Origin of the sequence: Paenibacillus sp. JJ-100, assembly GCF_948329825.1 — a bacterium.
In the GTDB taxonomy this organism is placed as follows: domain Bacteria; phylum Bacillota; class Bacilli; order Paenibacillales; family Paenibacillaceae; genus Paenibacillus.
Window position 1 is genome coordinate 106,773 of the sequence record NZ_CAOJCM010000004.1, and the last position, 14,237, is coordinate 121,009.

Below are 14,237 nucleotides of genomic sequence, written 5' to 3' on the forward strand. Positions count from 1 at the left end.
TTCTGTGAGTACTTGAGTATGAAATTAACCTGAGAAAGATCTGATAAATGATCTGAAAAAGGATCTAAGAAGGAATGTAACTGGATGATTATTCATTCATGTTATGTTCCTTTTTTGTTGTTCACTTTTTACGGTATAAACGGTTTATTCTTCGCTTTATTTCTTTGTTTGAAGAAGTTTGGTGATGGTGTTTCTTTTATAAATAGCAACAATATATGCACCGATAGTAATGGTGAGTTTTTCATCATACTGACTCAGAAAGGAAGCGAAGAATATGTTTAAACGTGTAGAGAATGAATTGGAATTTGCGATGTTCAATGGGGTGTGGACAACCGTCTGGAATGAAAAAGGGTTTGAGTTTGAGTTTTCTGAGGATTTTCTCGAACGATATGTGGTGGTTACGGGGGAAGGATATTATGTAGGTTCAATTGAGATCAAACCTTACGCCAGGGAAAGTTCCATTAACGAAGTCGGGCCATTTCTGGAGCATCCCCTGATTCAGGAAGAGATGGGGAACATTGCGGAGATCGATAAATTAGCTATTTTGTCTACCTTCCGCGGGCAATATATTGCCGAGCTGTTATCTGCCATAGTGCACTACGCAGAAATGAAACAGATCCGTTATTACGCCATGTTACTGGAGCCAGTGCTACTGAGAGCCTTGCGCATCACCTATCATGTGCCGATTCAGAAAGTTGGGGGACGAGTATTTTATAAAGGGGAGGATGTGATTCCGTCCATTGTGAATGCACGGGAGGTATATATGCATAAGGAACGATATGCTTGGCTGGTTGACCCAGGACAATATGTGACAAATAAATACAAATAACTTCATATATCAACGTAAAATATACATTTTTGTTGAAATTAATCTTATAAACTCGAATTGAATATAAACCAGATAGTGTTTGTTAGATATGAGGATGGAGGCCTAAAGAACCTCATTTTCATATCGTGAAGATGGGGTTTTGGAATCATACGAATGAACCATAGGCCTATATCCAATCTGTACATTCTAGGTAATAATTATAAGAAGAAGCATTGGAATCTCACTACGTAAGGATAGGAGGTAACCTGTATGGCGTCAATGATTATACTCGTGAAACAGACTGAAGACGATGAAAAGGTTATTTATCGATTCGGACCGAATGAGCGGAAGATGGGACTCATCGAGATGAACAAAATTAAGGAAAGTGTGAAGGAACTCGAGCCTGTTCAGGTGGACGGCATGAATCCAAGTTTTTACTTCAATCGAGCCGCTCAGCGATTGGTGCGATGTCTGTTTAGAGAAGGCGGTAAGTTCCCAGAGCGGACATCATTTGAATCGTGATAAAAGGGTAACTAAATAGGAACAGATACAAACCCAAGTTCAAGTGCTCTTCATATGAGCACTTTGACTTGGGTTTTATTTATACCTTGGTAGAAACATTTCCTGTGTTATTTTATTTGCTTTTTGGAAGGTGACTTACGTTGACTCCAGGTTTTACGGAATATCTTAAGAATGTCGTTTTCCTGGTTTTTCAGTAGACTGTACGTATAGATTTTATGGCGCTGTCCCGACGATTGAATAGGAATAAGAAAAGCCCACAATTCACCTGATTAGGGATGTGGGCTTATATTAGTTTGTAAGCAGGGGTATACGACCCGTTCAATATCAAAATGTTTTTGCATACGAGATCAGGGCTGTAATGGTAATGATATTGAGCAACGTAGAGATGAGCACCGTTTGGGCTGCAAAATCGGGTTCGTTGTCATACTCTTCTGCCAGAATCGAAGCATTCACCCCAGCAGGCATTCCGGAAGCGATAATAAGTGCCTGAGCTGCAATACCTTGTAACCCTAATAACAGCACAACAGAAATTCCGATCGCCGGCCCAATCAGTAGACGGATAAATGTGCTAATATACACATCAAGACGGTACAGACGGATCGGATATTTTACAATCTGGGCTCCTAGGGTCAACAAGGCTACAGCGACCATACTTTGTTGCGCATAGGTTAGCGGCATGGATAAAAAGGTAGGCAATGGCACTTTCCACATATGGAACAATAACCCGAGCAATAGCGCATAAGGTACAGGCATTTTTAGAAATCCAATAATGACCGCACGGTAGTTTCCTTTGAGCTTCGCCCCTTGAATCGATAATACACCATAGGTGAAGGTGAGTAGAGATTGCAAGGACATAACGAGCGCCTGAATAGAAGAGGCGAGTGGATCACCGCGGAATACCAGTGCATTAATCGGCAGACCGTAGTTGCCTGCATTGTCGAGCATGATACTGTTATTAAAAGCGGCCTTCATACTTTTGTTCATTCGAAATGTACGTGCCACAATGGAACCGATGATATAGAGAATAAAAACATAGATCGCATAAAACAGGGTAACCGTACCGAGTAATTCACCTGACATATCCGAATGGTACATGCTCATAAAGACAGCTGCGGGGGTAATACAATAGAAATTGATTTTCGCGAGGGTGTACAAGTCCAGCTTGAACACCTTTTGCATCCAGGATCCGACAGCGATCAGGAGAAATACGGGCAGGACGACTTCTAACATGATGTCTGCAATCATTGGCTCAGCTTCCTTTTTCATGAAAATTTCAGATATTTACGAAAAACACTTTGATTATTATATCATTTATCCCTAGCTGTAAGGGCATTGCATCCAAAAAGTTCAGGAGGTGTTATATCATGATTCCAGATCATCTAGATATGGGCTTATCGATTTTGTTTATCGGGTTCAATCCGAGCATTACCTCAGGAGAGACAGGTCATCATTATGCGTATAAAGGCAACCGTTTCTGGCGCATTCTGGAGCGTTCCGGGCTGACCCCGCGTCTATATGATACAACGGAGGATGGGGAATTGTTGAAGCTGGGGTATGGGTTCACCAATATCGTTGCGCGTCCAACCAAAGGTATGGAGGATATTACCAAGGAAGAGTACGCAGAAGGACGCAAGATTTTACGCCAAAAACTGGAGAAGTACCGACCGGACATTGCCTGTTTCGTTGGTAAAGGCGTGTACACCCAATACAGTCAACGTTCTAAGGTGGAGTGGGGATTCCAGGACGATCCAATCGTCAAGGAGATTCAGGAGTTTGTTGCGCCTTCGTCTAGTGGACTGGTGCGTATGTCGATGGATGAGATTGTGGCCATCTATACTCAGCTGGCAGAGTTTGTTGCGGAGAAGAACGGTGGAGAATAAGAGAATCATCGTAATTCAACATATCACTCCATGTGTGAGTTCATCCGACTCGGCAATTGCTGGGGAGGATGGATTCTTTTTTTTTGGAATAAAGTGAGAAGTTATGAGAGCGGCTCCCGTCTATATAGTACAGAACCATGCATGGAAGCTGTAGAGAAGGAGGACTACATGACACAACAGGTACCGGAGGAGGAACTGATTCAGCGCATTATAGAAGGGGACAAGCAGCTATTCAGTGTATTCGTGGATCGATATAAAAATAAAATCTACGGCATTATGCGCGGAATGGGCGCTAGTCACCCGGATGCACAGGATCTTGCGCAGGATACGTTTATCCGCATCTATCGATATCTGCCAACGAGAAGGGAAGGCAGCAGTTTTTCGGCTTGGGTGTATACCATAGCGGTGAATGTGATGAGGGATCATATGCGGCGGGTTAAATCAACAACGACCCGTGTGAACGAAGAGTCTTATACGCAGGGAATCGAAGAGTTGACGCCGGAGAAGCAAATATTACAGAAAGAAATGAAACGTGAAATCTACCGTCACTTAGAGCAGTTGCCAGAATCCTACAGACTGGTGCTGCTTCTCAAATATACAAATGAACTGAGTTATGAAGAAATTGGTGAGGTTACTGGTATGAGTGCTGCCCAGATTCGAAATGCATTGTATCGCGGTAAAAAAAGCCTTCAGAAGCAGTTGAAGCAGGCGCGAGGGGAGTGGTCTTATGAAATCTAAACCGACGGAACAGGACATGCAGTGGGAGAAAAAGTTGTTTCAAGAAACGCCTGATTTTAATTTTACGGAAAACGTGATGAAGGAGATTGAACATGTGGAGATGGAGCATGGAGAACAAGCGGCTGTTAACATGGAGCATAAACATAGAAAAAGAATGAGACAGCGGAAAAGACGCCGAATCATCTCGGTAGCTGCGGCTTGCATTGTACTTGGGGGTTCTCTCACGATCTGGAGTCAGCCGGAGCTCAAACGTCAGGTTATGAGTATCGTCTCTCCGCTATGGGAACAGGAGGACGAGATGTTCAAGAATGAGAAGGTAATGTCTGAGTGGACATGGTATGACGACTACTTGCGTTCCAAACCACTCGGATTGATTCAATACCCGAAGCTCAAGGTCGAAGACAAAGGCTACAGCTTCGAAGTAAAGCAAGTACGGTTTGACGGTTCAACGCTGATGATTGCTGTCGTTGAAAAGGGACCTGACGGGAAGCTTCTACAGTCTCCATTAGATGCTACATTGGATGAAGGGAGTATCAAGGTAACAGATCTTCAGGGGAATAAGATCGCCAAGGAAGGCAGGACTGTAATGGACCAGTCTGGCCTATCGCATTATGTATTCCTTTTTGATGGTGACATTCCAGATACAGTTGTCGTGAAAAGTGATACTAGTCAGATCGAGATTAGTACAGAAGACTATAGTCGGGAAAAAGTGGATGTGGATTGGAATTTTGAATTCAAGGTTGACACACGTAGAGGTAAGGAACTCGCAATCTATGAAACGATCCAGGATGCAAAATATACAACGAAGGATGGACTCGAGCTGGATCTGAACAGGTTCATTCGTACCGTAAACGGCATTCGGCTAGATATGGAAATTACACCTAACACTGAGATGATATCGAAGCTTCAGCCGGAATGGTGGTGGAACATCTCACTGTGGTATCACTTCGAGGCAGAAGGTACAGATGGCTCCATTGGACATGTTGGAGATCGAATCAATTATAGTGCGAGAAAGGTTGAGGGAATAAAGTATAACAGCGAACAGCACTCGCTTTGGTTTTCAAATACACCTTATTTCGAAACCCTGCCGCCGGACAAGAAAAAGTTAAAGTTTGTCCTGGATGGTTACAGTGTTCCAGTAAAGGAAGAAGCAGAGGTCAAGGTTCAACTTGAACAGGGAGGGAAAACAAACAAAGCGGAGTTAAAGGATAACGGAGATGAGATCAGCTTTACCAAGTATACGTATGAAAAAGATGAAGAGACCAAGGAGGATGTACTAAGGATGGATATGGAAGGAATAATGATAAACAACCTTGGTTCTCCTGATGATTGGGTCGCTTTGGACCATACGGGAAAAGAATACAAAGTTGATTTTAATGGTGGTGTAGGAACGTATGAAGGTGACGCTAACCTTTATGAACTAACGGGAATGAAGATGCTCGTTAAGGGTTACCCGATCGATGCCAAAGAGATTACTATAAAGCGGAAGGTAGTCAACAAAGTGGTTACCGATGTGGACTGGTCTGTGGACCTGCCTTCCTATACATCCCTTCCGTGGGAAAAAGCTGGTCAATAATAGCTGTCATAAAAAAAGACTTGGGATACTCATTTTTATGAGTGTCTCAAGTCTTTTTTAGTGATTACATGGTTGTGCTAATTTATGAGATAGACTTGCTGGGTGCAAGAATGATCGTGCTGATGTCACAGTGAGATTAGGGTGTTTTTAACCAGTCGGTAATCCGTACTTTTTGTCCGGTACGTGCGCTTTCGAGGGAGGCGAGAACCATAGCCATGCTGAACTGATTGTCACTGCAATCTGTTTCTGGCAGTCGTCCTTCTTCAAGGGCATTGAACATTTCTTCAAGACAGCCGTGATGTCCGGTTTTGTCCATCATGGTTAATTCGGCATCGACTCGTTGACCTCTCTGGAGAAAGGAAGGGCTGCCATCTGACTCCAGCGAAAGTGTATGAACCACTTCAGCATAGATGTTGTCATGACCATCCCAGATGGCCGTTCCTTTTTCACCAGTCACGCGCCAGCTTGCTTCCCAAGAAGTAGGTACACCCTCCGCACACCAGGAACCACGATAGTCGAAGACAGATCCGTCAGACATTTCGAAGATGCATATTGCCATCGCATTCCCTTTGTACCACGACCCTGGAGGATTGAATTCATGGCAGTAGACCGACACCGGATTAGCTCCAAGGATATAACGTGCCTGATCAAAGGTATGGATCGCCATATCTAGCAAAAGCGGACTATCCATGAGGTCACGGAACCCGCCAAAATGTGGTCCAAGGAAGAAGTCTGCCCCTGCATATCCCGGCTGTCCAATGGTTCCACTGGAAATGAGCTGTCGATAGGCACGAATCCTTGGATCAAACCTGCGGTTCTGCATGACCGCCTGAATACGTCCTGAATTACGAGCCGTTTGCACAATGTCCGTGCAGTCTGAGAAGGATTCTGCCAAAGGTTTTTCTCCAAAGACGTGACATCCTGCCTGTAGTGCGGTCATCGCAATCTCATAGTGACTTGACGGGATGGTCACATCAAATACAATGTTGGCATCCACAGATGCAAGGGCATCACGAATGTTGGGAAATGTAGGACAGGTCAGGTTGTGTCGCTTGGCGAAGGCCGTCGCTGTGTCCTCATAGAGGTCCACGAGTCCCACAATCTTGGTATCTGGTCTCTGCCTCGCATAGTCAGCCCAAGTGTTCGCCATGGCTCCACAACCTGCGATAATAACCCGATACGTGTCATTCATATCATTCAACCCCCTCGCATAGATGGTAATGATCCATGGGATCGTTAGTCTGTTTTTATATTTTAGGACACGTGAGTAGGTGAGTCTTCAAGTCGTTACACCGGATTAGGTACAAAGCTACCGCCACGGCAATGTTTTAGATAGTTCAAGGCATGGACTTGCCCGGTCATTTCAAGTTCATCTCGATATACCGGATCATGCCAGCCTTCAATGTCGATGGTGCCTTGATAGCCGTTCTGACGCAAAATAGTAATGATATCTGCCCAGTTACTGTCGCCGAAGCCGGGTGTGCGATGCCAGACAAACTCCTTCGGACCATGCACGCCATGTTCTTTGACAATATCCCATGCGATTGTGGCATCTTTGCCATGAACGTGGAACACTTTCGGAGCCCATCTGCGCAGCTGAGGAATCGGATCAATCAAGCTAACCATCTGGTGGCATGGCTCCCACTCTAGACCGACATTCTCATCAGGTACAGCATTGAACATCATCTCCCAGGCAGTCGGGTTATGCGCAATATTCCAGTCGCCGGTCTGCCACGTCCCACCCATATCACAGTTTTCAAAAGCAATGCGTACACCTCGGTCTGCCGCCCGCCTTGCGAGTTCACCGAATACTTCCTTGAATCGTGGAATAGATTCATCGATCGGCTGGTTGGTCAATCGTCCAGTAAAACCCGAGACGATATCGGCTCCAAACAGCTGTGCATGATCAATGACACGCTCCCAACTTGCCAAGGTGTCCGCGTTATCCCCCGTTCCGGTAAGCGGATTACCGAATACACTTACAGCCGAAATGATGATGCCGTGTTCGTCAACAATGTCGCGAACACGTTTGGCAGTCTCCGTCAGATCAAGGCTGCCCGTCGTTTGCCAGAACGTGAGATTAAAGGATTCAAACCCGTGTTGCAATATCTGCGGAATGACCCGGACGGCATCGTGTCCGCCGACAAGGGTTCCGATACGAATGGATGGATTCATGGTTGTAATTCACTCCAATATTGGCTTATAGTACTTCGTGACACACTCATTATAACGGTGCTTCTACGGGATGGCTCTAAACAATTTTGTGCTTTATTAGTCGGATATTGTGGTGAGGGGGAAGAAAGCCGTGTTGGACTTGAAAGCGCTTCACGAAAATACGCGAATGGATCATCAATCTCATCCGTTTCAGTTGTTTCAAAATCGTTGCTTTGCGAAGAAAACGGAAGAATGTATTTTATATCTGCACTGGCATGAGCACTTTGAATGGGTCATCATGCGTAAGGGAAGAGCGGTGTTCCATATCGACAGTCGGCCTTATGAGGCGGAGGCAGGAGAGGTCATTATTATTCCTGGTGGTGCACTGCATGTTGGATACTCCCTTGAGGAAGGGGATGTGCATTATGATTCAGTTGTGGTGAACCGGGCCTTGTTCCAGGATTTTGCTAGCGACCCTGTGCATGAGCAGTATGTTGCGCCCTACCTGGAAGGCAGTGTGAGGTTTCCTGTGAAGCCAGCTGTAGAGAATGTGGATTGTATCAGCTATTTTTCTTTGTTAAATGAAGCGGTGGAAGAGATGGCGTTGCAGGCTCCTGCGTATCAACTTGTGGTCAAGTCCAAGCTGCATGCGTTGTTTACTCTACTGGCTCGAACATTTACGCCGCATCCGTTGCGAGATCGATCGAGCGGCGTTTATTTTCCGAATCGGGAGCGGTTCAAACAACTGATTGCACAGATTGAAGGCAATCCTCAGGAGAGATTGTCGGTTAGTGAAGCGGCAAGCCAAGTAGGACTGAATGTGTACCATTTCTGCAAAATGTTCAAAAAGCTGACTGGCCGCACCTTTGTGGAATACGTGAACAGGTGCAGAATGAGTGAAGCTGAGCGTTTGCTTCAGGACAGCGGCCTTACGGTCACGGAGATCGCTGCTCAGGTAGGCTGTGACAATGCGAACTATTTTACAAAACTGTTCAAACAATACAAGGGAATGACCCCTTCACAGGCTCGTGCAGGGGTGAGCACGGGTACCCCAATCTAGCCGTGTGGGGCTTGCCGATTGGACTGGGCCCGTGCTGGACCCGTGCTGGACCCGGGTGAGCCATACACTTGATTACTTCATAAATCGGGAGAACAGTCGATTAGCCTTCTTTGAGAGATCTTCCATTTTGAGATTGGCCTGATCGAGCTGATTATACATCCATTTGATCGTTTGCAGCATTCGGGAGGAGACGGGTGTGCCTTTGATTCGTGGATAGATATTGTGATAAGCCCATACGAGATGTTCCCAGCGATGATCGTTGCCCTCCTGAATGTATTCCGAGACGTCGAGGACTTTGCCCCGTCCATTCTGGAGAAGTACATTCTTCAGGTGAATGTCGCGTGGATTCAGTCCAAGGCGACGAACTTCATCCCGCGCTGCGTCTACATCGAGCATGACCTGCTCGGGGACGGGGATTCCTTTTTCCAAACATTCCAGCAAGGTGTCTCCAGGTTCGTAACTGATGACCAGTATGTTTCGGCCGCTGCCGTAATACGTCGGGAAGTAGGGCAGCCCTTTAAGCTGAGTGTAGACCGCTTTTTCATTATTTAATTTATCCAATGCATGATCCGAGTACATTTTGAAGGCGTACTGCGGCAGACCGTCATACGTAAAGACAGCCGCATCTGTTCCGATACCAATGCAGTTCACTCCTGCTACCTCGCCGATGATATTCACCAGCTCATTCCGATCGCTTCCAATGACTTGGATTTGTTGTAATGCTTCTTCCGCCTGGAACCAATCCGGCTGATTCATGGGTGGCGCCTCCTTTTGGATATGCCTGTACATTTTTCGGTAATGTATACTATTTTTCGTGCAATGCAGATGTAACTATATAAACGATACGTATCGTGTTTCAAACGGTTGCGATCATATGAAAATAACGGAAGCCGGGTTGCGACATGAGGGCAGGGGCTTTATACTGTGAGCAATAATAGGATCTTCTCGCCTAATGCGAAACAAGATACAGCACGGGCAACCATAGATCCGGTATACAGAAAGGCAGATTTTTATATGGCACAATACCCGCAGTGGTCTTATTCGCAGTCGCGGGCGAGTATGTTCGATGAGTGCCTGCGCAAATATTATTATCATTACTATGGTGCCCACAATGGCTGGAAAACAGAATCAGCGGACGAGATGCAGGTCAGGCTCTATCGTCTCAAGCAGCTCAGCAATCTGTATCTGGTATTTGGTGATCTGGCACACCGGATGTGTGAGTCGGCCGTGCGAAGCAGGGAGGATGGCAAACCTAAGCCGCGTGAAGCTTTCTTGGAGAAAACGATACGTGATCTGCTGAACCAGGCTTACAAGGAGTCGATGAACCCCGAGCAGTGGCGTCTTCATCCGAAGAATTATACGATGCTATCCGAAATATATTATGGCGATGATACGCTGAACGACCGGATCGCAATCATTAAAGAACGTGCAGGAGCTTGTGTAGGTAATCTCTATCAGACACTCACATGGGAAGATCTGTCCCGTGCGAGTACAACAATTCTGGAAATCGAGAAATGGGATACGATGGTGCTGCATGATACGCGTGTGTATGTGAAGATGGACTTGCTATACAGACGGAGTAACGGCAACATTGTCATTGTGGACTGGAAGACGGGCAAGGAGGATGATTTCTCCGATCAGTTGATCTTGTACGCTGCCTATGTAAGAGAACATTACCAGGTTCCACTGGAGCAGATCGAGATTCGGGTGGAGTACCTGTTAACTGGCAAACACAAAGAGTTTACCGCAACTGAAGAGGACATTCGTAAAGTAGAGGAGAACGTCGGCCGTTACATCGAGGAGATGCGCTCCTGTGTGGCAGATGAGTATTACAACCGTCCTAAGGACATATCCTATTTCACGCCGATGCCTTCGCACCGCGCATGCCGGGATTGCAACTTTCGTGAGGTATGTAGTGAACGGGTGGTCTAGTATGACGTGGTTTAGTGTGTAAAGTGATCGTGGAGATGACCCGAGACAGTAAATTGAGGATGCAAAAAAGCAAAGCAGAAGATGTATGCAAAAAAAAGAAGCGCTGTGCCCGGAGGAATCCTCCGTGGAGCACTGCGCTTCTGTGCGTTCCACAGGCTGGACACGGTGGGTCCAGGTGGAACGGCCGAAAGATTTACTGGACGGCGGCGTTATCTTCCAGCGCCTGTCCCGCAGGTACATAGGCGTGCCCGAGGTCGCGGGCAACCGCCTCGTACGTGATATGTCCATTCAGCGCATTCACTGCGCTGCGAATGGACGAACTGCCGCGAATCGCGGCGGCTGCACCGTGGTTCGCCAGTTGCATCGCATAAGGCATGGTGGCGTTGGTCAGCGCCACCGTGGACGTGCGCGGTACGGCGCCAGGCATGTTCGCCACCGCGTAATGCACGACACCATGTTTCACATAGGTGGGTTCATCGTGGGTGGTGATATGATCAATGGTCTCCACGATCCCGCCCTGATCAATGGCCACATCCACAATGACCGACCCGGGTGTCATGGTCTTCACAACCTGCTCGCTGACAAGCGTTGGCGCTTTGGCGCCCGGGATCAGCACCGCACAGATCAACAAGTCCGCCGTAGCGACAGCGGACGCAATATTGGAAGGGCTGGATGCCAGTGTCTGGATCTGATTGCCGAAAGTATCTTCCAGCTGCCGCAGCCGATTCAGATTCAGATCCAAAATGGTCACATCCGCCCCAAGGCCAAGTGCAATTTTGGCAGCATTGGTACCTACCGTCCCGCCGCCAATAATGACGACCTTGCCGCGGCTTACGCCAGGCACACCGGATAACAGAATGCCTTTGCCGCCCTCTGTTTTCTCCAGAAGCTGCGCACCAATCTGCGCAGCCATCCGTCCGGCAACTTCACTCATCGGAGTGAGCAACGGGAGAGAACCGCCGACTTCGAGGGTTTCATAGGCAAGGGCAGTTACCTGCTTTTCAACCAGTGCTTTAGCAAGTTCCGGTTCTGCGGCGAGGTGCAGATAGGTGAACAGAATCAGGCCAGGGCGAAAATAATCATATTCACTGGCAAGAGGTTCTTTTACTTTAAGAATGAGCTCAGCCTGTTGCCATACCTGAGATGCATTTTCCACAATAGTAGCGCCAGCCTCTTCATATTCCAGGTCCATGAATCCGCTACCCATTCCGGCAGCTTGTTCGATGAAGACTTGATGCCCGGCTTTCACGAAATCAGCCGCCCCCGCAGGCGTCATCGCTACACGATTTTCATTGTTTTTGATCTCTTTCGGAATCCCGATTCTCATCGCCATGCACCTCGTCCATTTAATGGTTGTTAGATTATACTACAAGTTTATGACCCCATACATGGTTTTGCACCATACATGATGTCTATTTTTTAGGATGATAACACAACATTATGTCAAATGATACTATTCAGGACATATGTCCTTAGATTATAATGTAAGAAAAAATGACACTAAGAGGGAATAACTTTGCGAAACGACCGTGTATTTACTGTCAGAGATATTCTGAAACGTCCGGTATTTGGTCAAGCAAGACTTGCCGCAGGGCAAGAAGGGTTAGAGCGTCAGGTGGGGTGGGTTCATGTGCTGGAAATTACCAATGTGTCTCCTTATGTAAGTCCACATGATCTTATTTTATCCACCGGGTTATGGCTTCAGTCGGAAGAAGGGCGCGAAGTTTATCTGATGCAACTGATTGATCGTGAAGCGGCTGGATTATGTGTCGAGTTAGGAACCAGCATTCATGAAATCCCCGAATCGTTGATGGAACTGGCGAACCAGCATCAGTTTCCGCTCATCGTATTCAAAAAACCTGTGCGTTTTGTTGAAATTACGCAAGATATCCACTCTCTACTTATTAACCACCAACACCAGCTCTTGAAGAGCCTGGAGACCTATTCTCGTGAACTTCAGCAGCGTACGCTGCAACGCACAGATATTTCTGCGGTGCTGGAGTTGCTGCATACCTATGCTGCGAAGCCGGTTGTGTATATTTCATCCATGGAGGCAGGCAGTTTTGTGCCTGAACTGGCTCCGGAGATGGAACAGGCCATCTATAGCTGGTATAGCAGAGAAATCGAACAGCTGGATCTGAACGACTCGGATACGGAATTGTGGTTTCACATGGATGAGGAGAAGGCTCTGCTCTGTTATCCTGTCGTTTGTTTTGGGCAAGTGTTCTCGGCGATCGGGATGATTGTGCATCCATCGGCGGCTGTAGAGTATATCAAGCTGCTGCTTGACTACACGGCCAAAGCCGCGGCTGCACTTACGCTTCGATCACAATTCCTGGAAGAGAAGATGGTTCACAACCAGAATGAATTGATTCAGGATCTGATGAACGGTCGCATTCAGCTGGAGGAGCAGGCGCGAACACGTATGGGGCTTCGCTTGTTGGTGAAGGGACAATACTGGTTCGCGGGAGGTCTATTGGAGATTGAGCACCAAATGAAAGGGACGGGCAGGGAACGAATGGAGGCTAACCACCAGGATATTCTGGTGCTGCTTCGTTCACTTTTGAAGAAAAATCATCTAACCAGTCTCATTATGCTGAAAAACAATCTAATCTATCTTTGTTGTGCCAAGGAAGGGACCCAAAGCTCCTTGCAACAGCAACTGATCCAGACACTGGAGGGTGTAACTCAGGATGTGAAACGGTTTGCACGCTCCAATCTGAAACAAGTCGAGATTCATGCTGGCTTCGGCAAACTTCGAAATCAACTACTCCCTCTAAATGACAGTCTTCATGAAGCGTATCAAGTGATTGAAGTCGCGAGATCCGTTAAAGCGATGAAACATGTTCATTTTTACGATCGTATGGGTATATATCAAATGTTAAAAACGATGCCGCCTACTTTCCTGCAATCCTTTGTGCTAGATCATCTTGGAGTCCTTGTCGAGTATGATCGGAACCACCAGTTACGGTTAGTAGAGACACTCGATGCCTATCTTGCGAATTTCGGGTGCAAAAGAGATGCGGCTGCCCAGCTGTTCGTTCATCGGCAGACTTTGTATAACCGCCTAGAGAAACTGGAGGAACTGCTGGGGCCGGATTATATGCAACAGGAGAAACGAGTGTGTTTGGAGATTGCACTGCTTGCGATGGCCATGATTGAAGGCGGGGACGGGCTAAACTCAGGATGGTAACATTTAGAGATATGGATTTTGATTGAGATCAAATCCTGTCCTGGAGAGGCGTCCCCGGTAACATATGGATGGGCGAGAAGAGAAGGCCGGGGAAAGGGAGGCAGGAGCCGCAAGACGATAAGGTGACTCCACACGCTCGTCCCTTCGCTCTCGTTGGTCTGATCGATTCGTAGTTGCTAAACCATTATCGTTTAGCCAATCCTGAAGCTGTTTGGATGATATGCCTAGCTGTCCGCTCAAATGACAGATATCGAGATGTTTTTTCATACAAATCCGCCTTTCCTGATTTATCGGGCTGAAAGTAAGATACGAAAGGGAAGCATGAAACCAAGTTGGTAAACGGTGTACAGACTTGCTCAGGGTGATCGGCGGAG

General features: G+C 46.9%; 14 protein-coding genes. 8 read left to right on the plus strand and 6 right to left on the minus strand.

From position 1 onward, the window contains the following. Nucleotides 1–274: 274 nt before the first annotated feature. Nucleotides 275–829: a hypothetical protein gene (locus tag PQG66_RS16400; RefSeq protein ID WP_272038826.1), complete on the plus strand. Its 555-nt coding sequence runs from the start codon at nucleotides 275–277 to the stop codon at nucleotides 827–829. A 249-nt stretch (nucleotides 830–1,078) separates the two neighbouring features. Further along, nucleotides 1,079–1,330 carry a hypothetical protein gene (locus PQG66_RS16405; protein ID WP_272038827.1) on the plus strand — a complete coding sequence of 84 codons (252 nt, stop codon included), beginning with the start codon at nucleotides 1,079–1,081 and terminating at the stop codon, nucleotides 1,328–1,330. Nucleotides 1,331–1,654: 324 nt separating this feature from the next. Here the strand turns inward: PQG66_RS16405 and PQG66_RS16410 are convergent, their stop codons facing one another. Further along, complete coding sequence (locus tag PQG66_RS16410; RefSeq protein WP_272039174.1) at nucleotides 1,655–2,575, minus strand: AEC family transporter; 921 nt, start codon at nucleotides 2,573–2,575, stop codon at nucleotides 1,655–1,657. 119 nt (nucleotides 2,576–2,694) lie between these two features. Between PQG66_RS16410 and PQG66_RS16415 the strand changes: the two genes are divergently transcribed. The 3 genes from PQG66_RS16415 to PQG66_RS16425 all read left to right on the plus strand — a co-directional run bounded on the left by PQG66_RS16415 (nucleotide 2,695) and on the right by PQG66_RS16425 (nucleotide 5,524). Continuing rightward, nucleotides 2,695–3,210 carry a mismatch-specific DNA-glycosylase gene (locus tag PQG66_RS16415; protein ID WP_272038828.1) on the plus strand — a complete coding sequence of 172 codons (516 nt, stop codon included), beginning with the start codon at nucleotides 2,695–2,697 and terminating at the stop codon, nucleotides 3,208–3,210. A gap of 168 nt (nucleotides 3,211–3,378) precedes the next feature. Continuing rightward, nucleotides 3,379–3,948, plus strand: a complete 570-nt coding sequence (locus PQG66_RS16420) for an RNA polymerase sigma factor (RefSeq protein WP_272038829.1) — start codon at nucleotides 3,379–3,381, stop codon at nucleotides 3,946–3,948. Continuing rightward, nucleotides 3,938–5,524, plus strand: a complete 1,587-nt coding sequence (locus PQG66_RS16425) for a hypothetical protein (RefSeq protein ID WP_272038830.1) — start codon at nucleotides 3,938–3,940, stop codon at nucleotides 5,522–5,524. Before PQG66_RS16420 ends, PQG66_RS16425 begins: the two co-directional genes overlap by 11 nt. Nucleotides 5,525–5,660: 136 nt before the next feature. Here the strand turns inward: PQG66_RS16425 and PQG66_RS16430 are convergent, their stop codons facing one another. Both PQG66_RS16430 and PQG66_RS16435 read right to left on the minus strand, forming a co-directional pair. Continuing rightward, nucleotides 5,661–6,716 carry a Gfo/Idh/MocA family protein gene (locus tag PQG66_RS16430; RefSeq protein WP_272038831.1) on the minus strand — a complete coding sequence of 352 codons (1,056 nt, stop codon included), beginning with the start codon at nucleotides 6,714–6,716 and terminating at the stop codon, nucleotides 5,661–5,663. A 95-nt stretch (nucleotides 6,717–6,811) separates the two neighbouring features. After that, complete coding sequence (locus tag PQG66_RS16435) at nucleotides 6,812–7,699, minus strand: sugar phosphate isomerase/epimerase family protein (protein WP_272038832.1); 888 nt, start codon at nucleotides 7,697–7,699, stop codon at nucleotides 6,812–6,814. A 130-nt stretch (nucleotides 7,700–7,829) separates the two neighbouring features. Here PQG66_RS16435 and PQG66_RS16440 point away from each other — a divergent pair, with 130 nt between their 5' ends. Beyond that, nucleotides 7,830–8,738 (plus strand): helix-turn-helix transcriptional regulator, encoded by a 909-nt coding sequence (locus PQG66_RS16440; RefSeq protein ID WP_272038833.1) that lies wholly within the window; start codon nucleotides 7,830–7,832, stop codon nucleotides 8,736–8,738. 72 nt (nucleotides 8,739–8,810) lie between these two features. Here PQG66_RS16440 and PQG66_RS16445 read toward each other — a convergent pair whose 3' ends face one another. Continuing rightward, a complete protein-coding gene (locus PQG66_RS16445) occupies nucleotides 8,811–9,494 on the minus strand; it encodes a serine/threonine protein kinase (protein WP_272038834.1) in 684 nt (227 codons plus the stop codon). A gap of 258 nt (nucleotides 9,495–9,752) precedes the next feature. Between PQG66_RS16445 and PQG66_RS16450 the strand changes: the two genes are divergently transcribed. Then, nucleotides 9,753–10,670: a RecB family exonuclease gene (locus PQG66_RS16450; protein WP_334220791.1), complete on the plus strand. Its 918-nt coding sequence runs from the start codon at nucleotides 9,753–9,755 to the stop codon at nucleotides 10,668–10,670. Nucleotides 10,671–10,863: 193 nt separating this feature from the next. Here PQG66_RS16450 and ald read toward each other — a convergent pair whose 3' ends face one another. Then, nucleotides 10,864–11,997, minus strand: a complete 1,134-nt coding sequence (gene ald / locus PQG66_RS16455) for an alanine dehydrogenase (protein ID WP_272038836.1) — start codon at nucleotides 11,995–11,997, stop codon at nucleotides 10,864–10,866. Between the two features lie 189 nt (nucleotides 11,998–12,186). On the opposite strand from ald, the gene PQG66_RS16460 reads away from it, so the two are divergent. Then, on the plus strand, nucleotides 12,187–13,863 hold the full coding sequence (locus tag PQG66_RS16460) for a PucR family transcriptional regulator (protein ID WP_272038837.1): 1,677 nt from the start codon (nucleotides 12,187–12,189) through the stop codon (nucleotides 13,861–13,863). A gap of 3 nt (nucleotides 13,864–13,866) precedes the next feature. Here the strand turns inward: PQG66_RS16460 and PQG66_RS16465 are convergent, their stop codons facing one another. Next, nucleotides 13,867–14,130, minus strand: coding sequence for a hypothetical protein (locus PQG66_RS16465; protein WP_272038838.1), 264 nt, complete (start codon nucleotides 14,128–14,130; stop codon nucleotides 13,867–13,869). Between the last annotated feature and the right edge of the window lie 107 nt (nucleotides 14,131–14,237).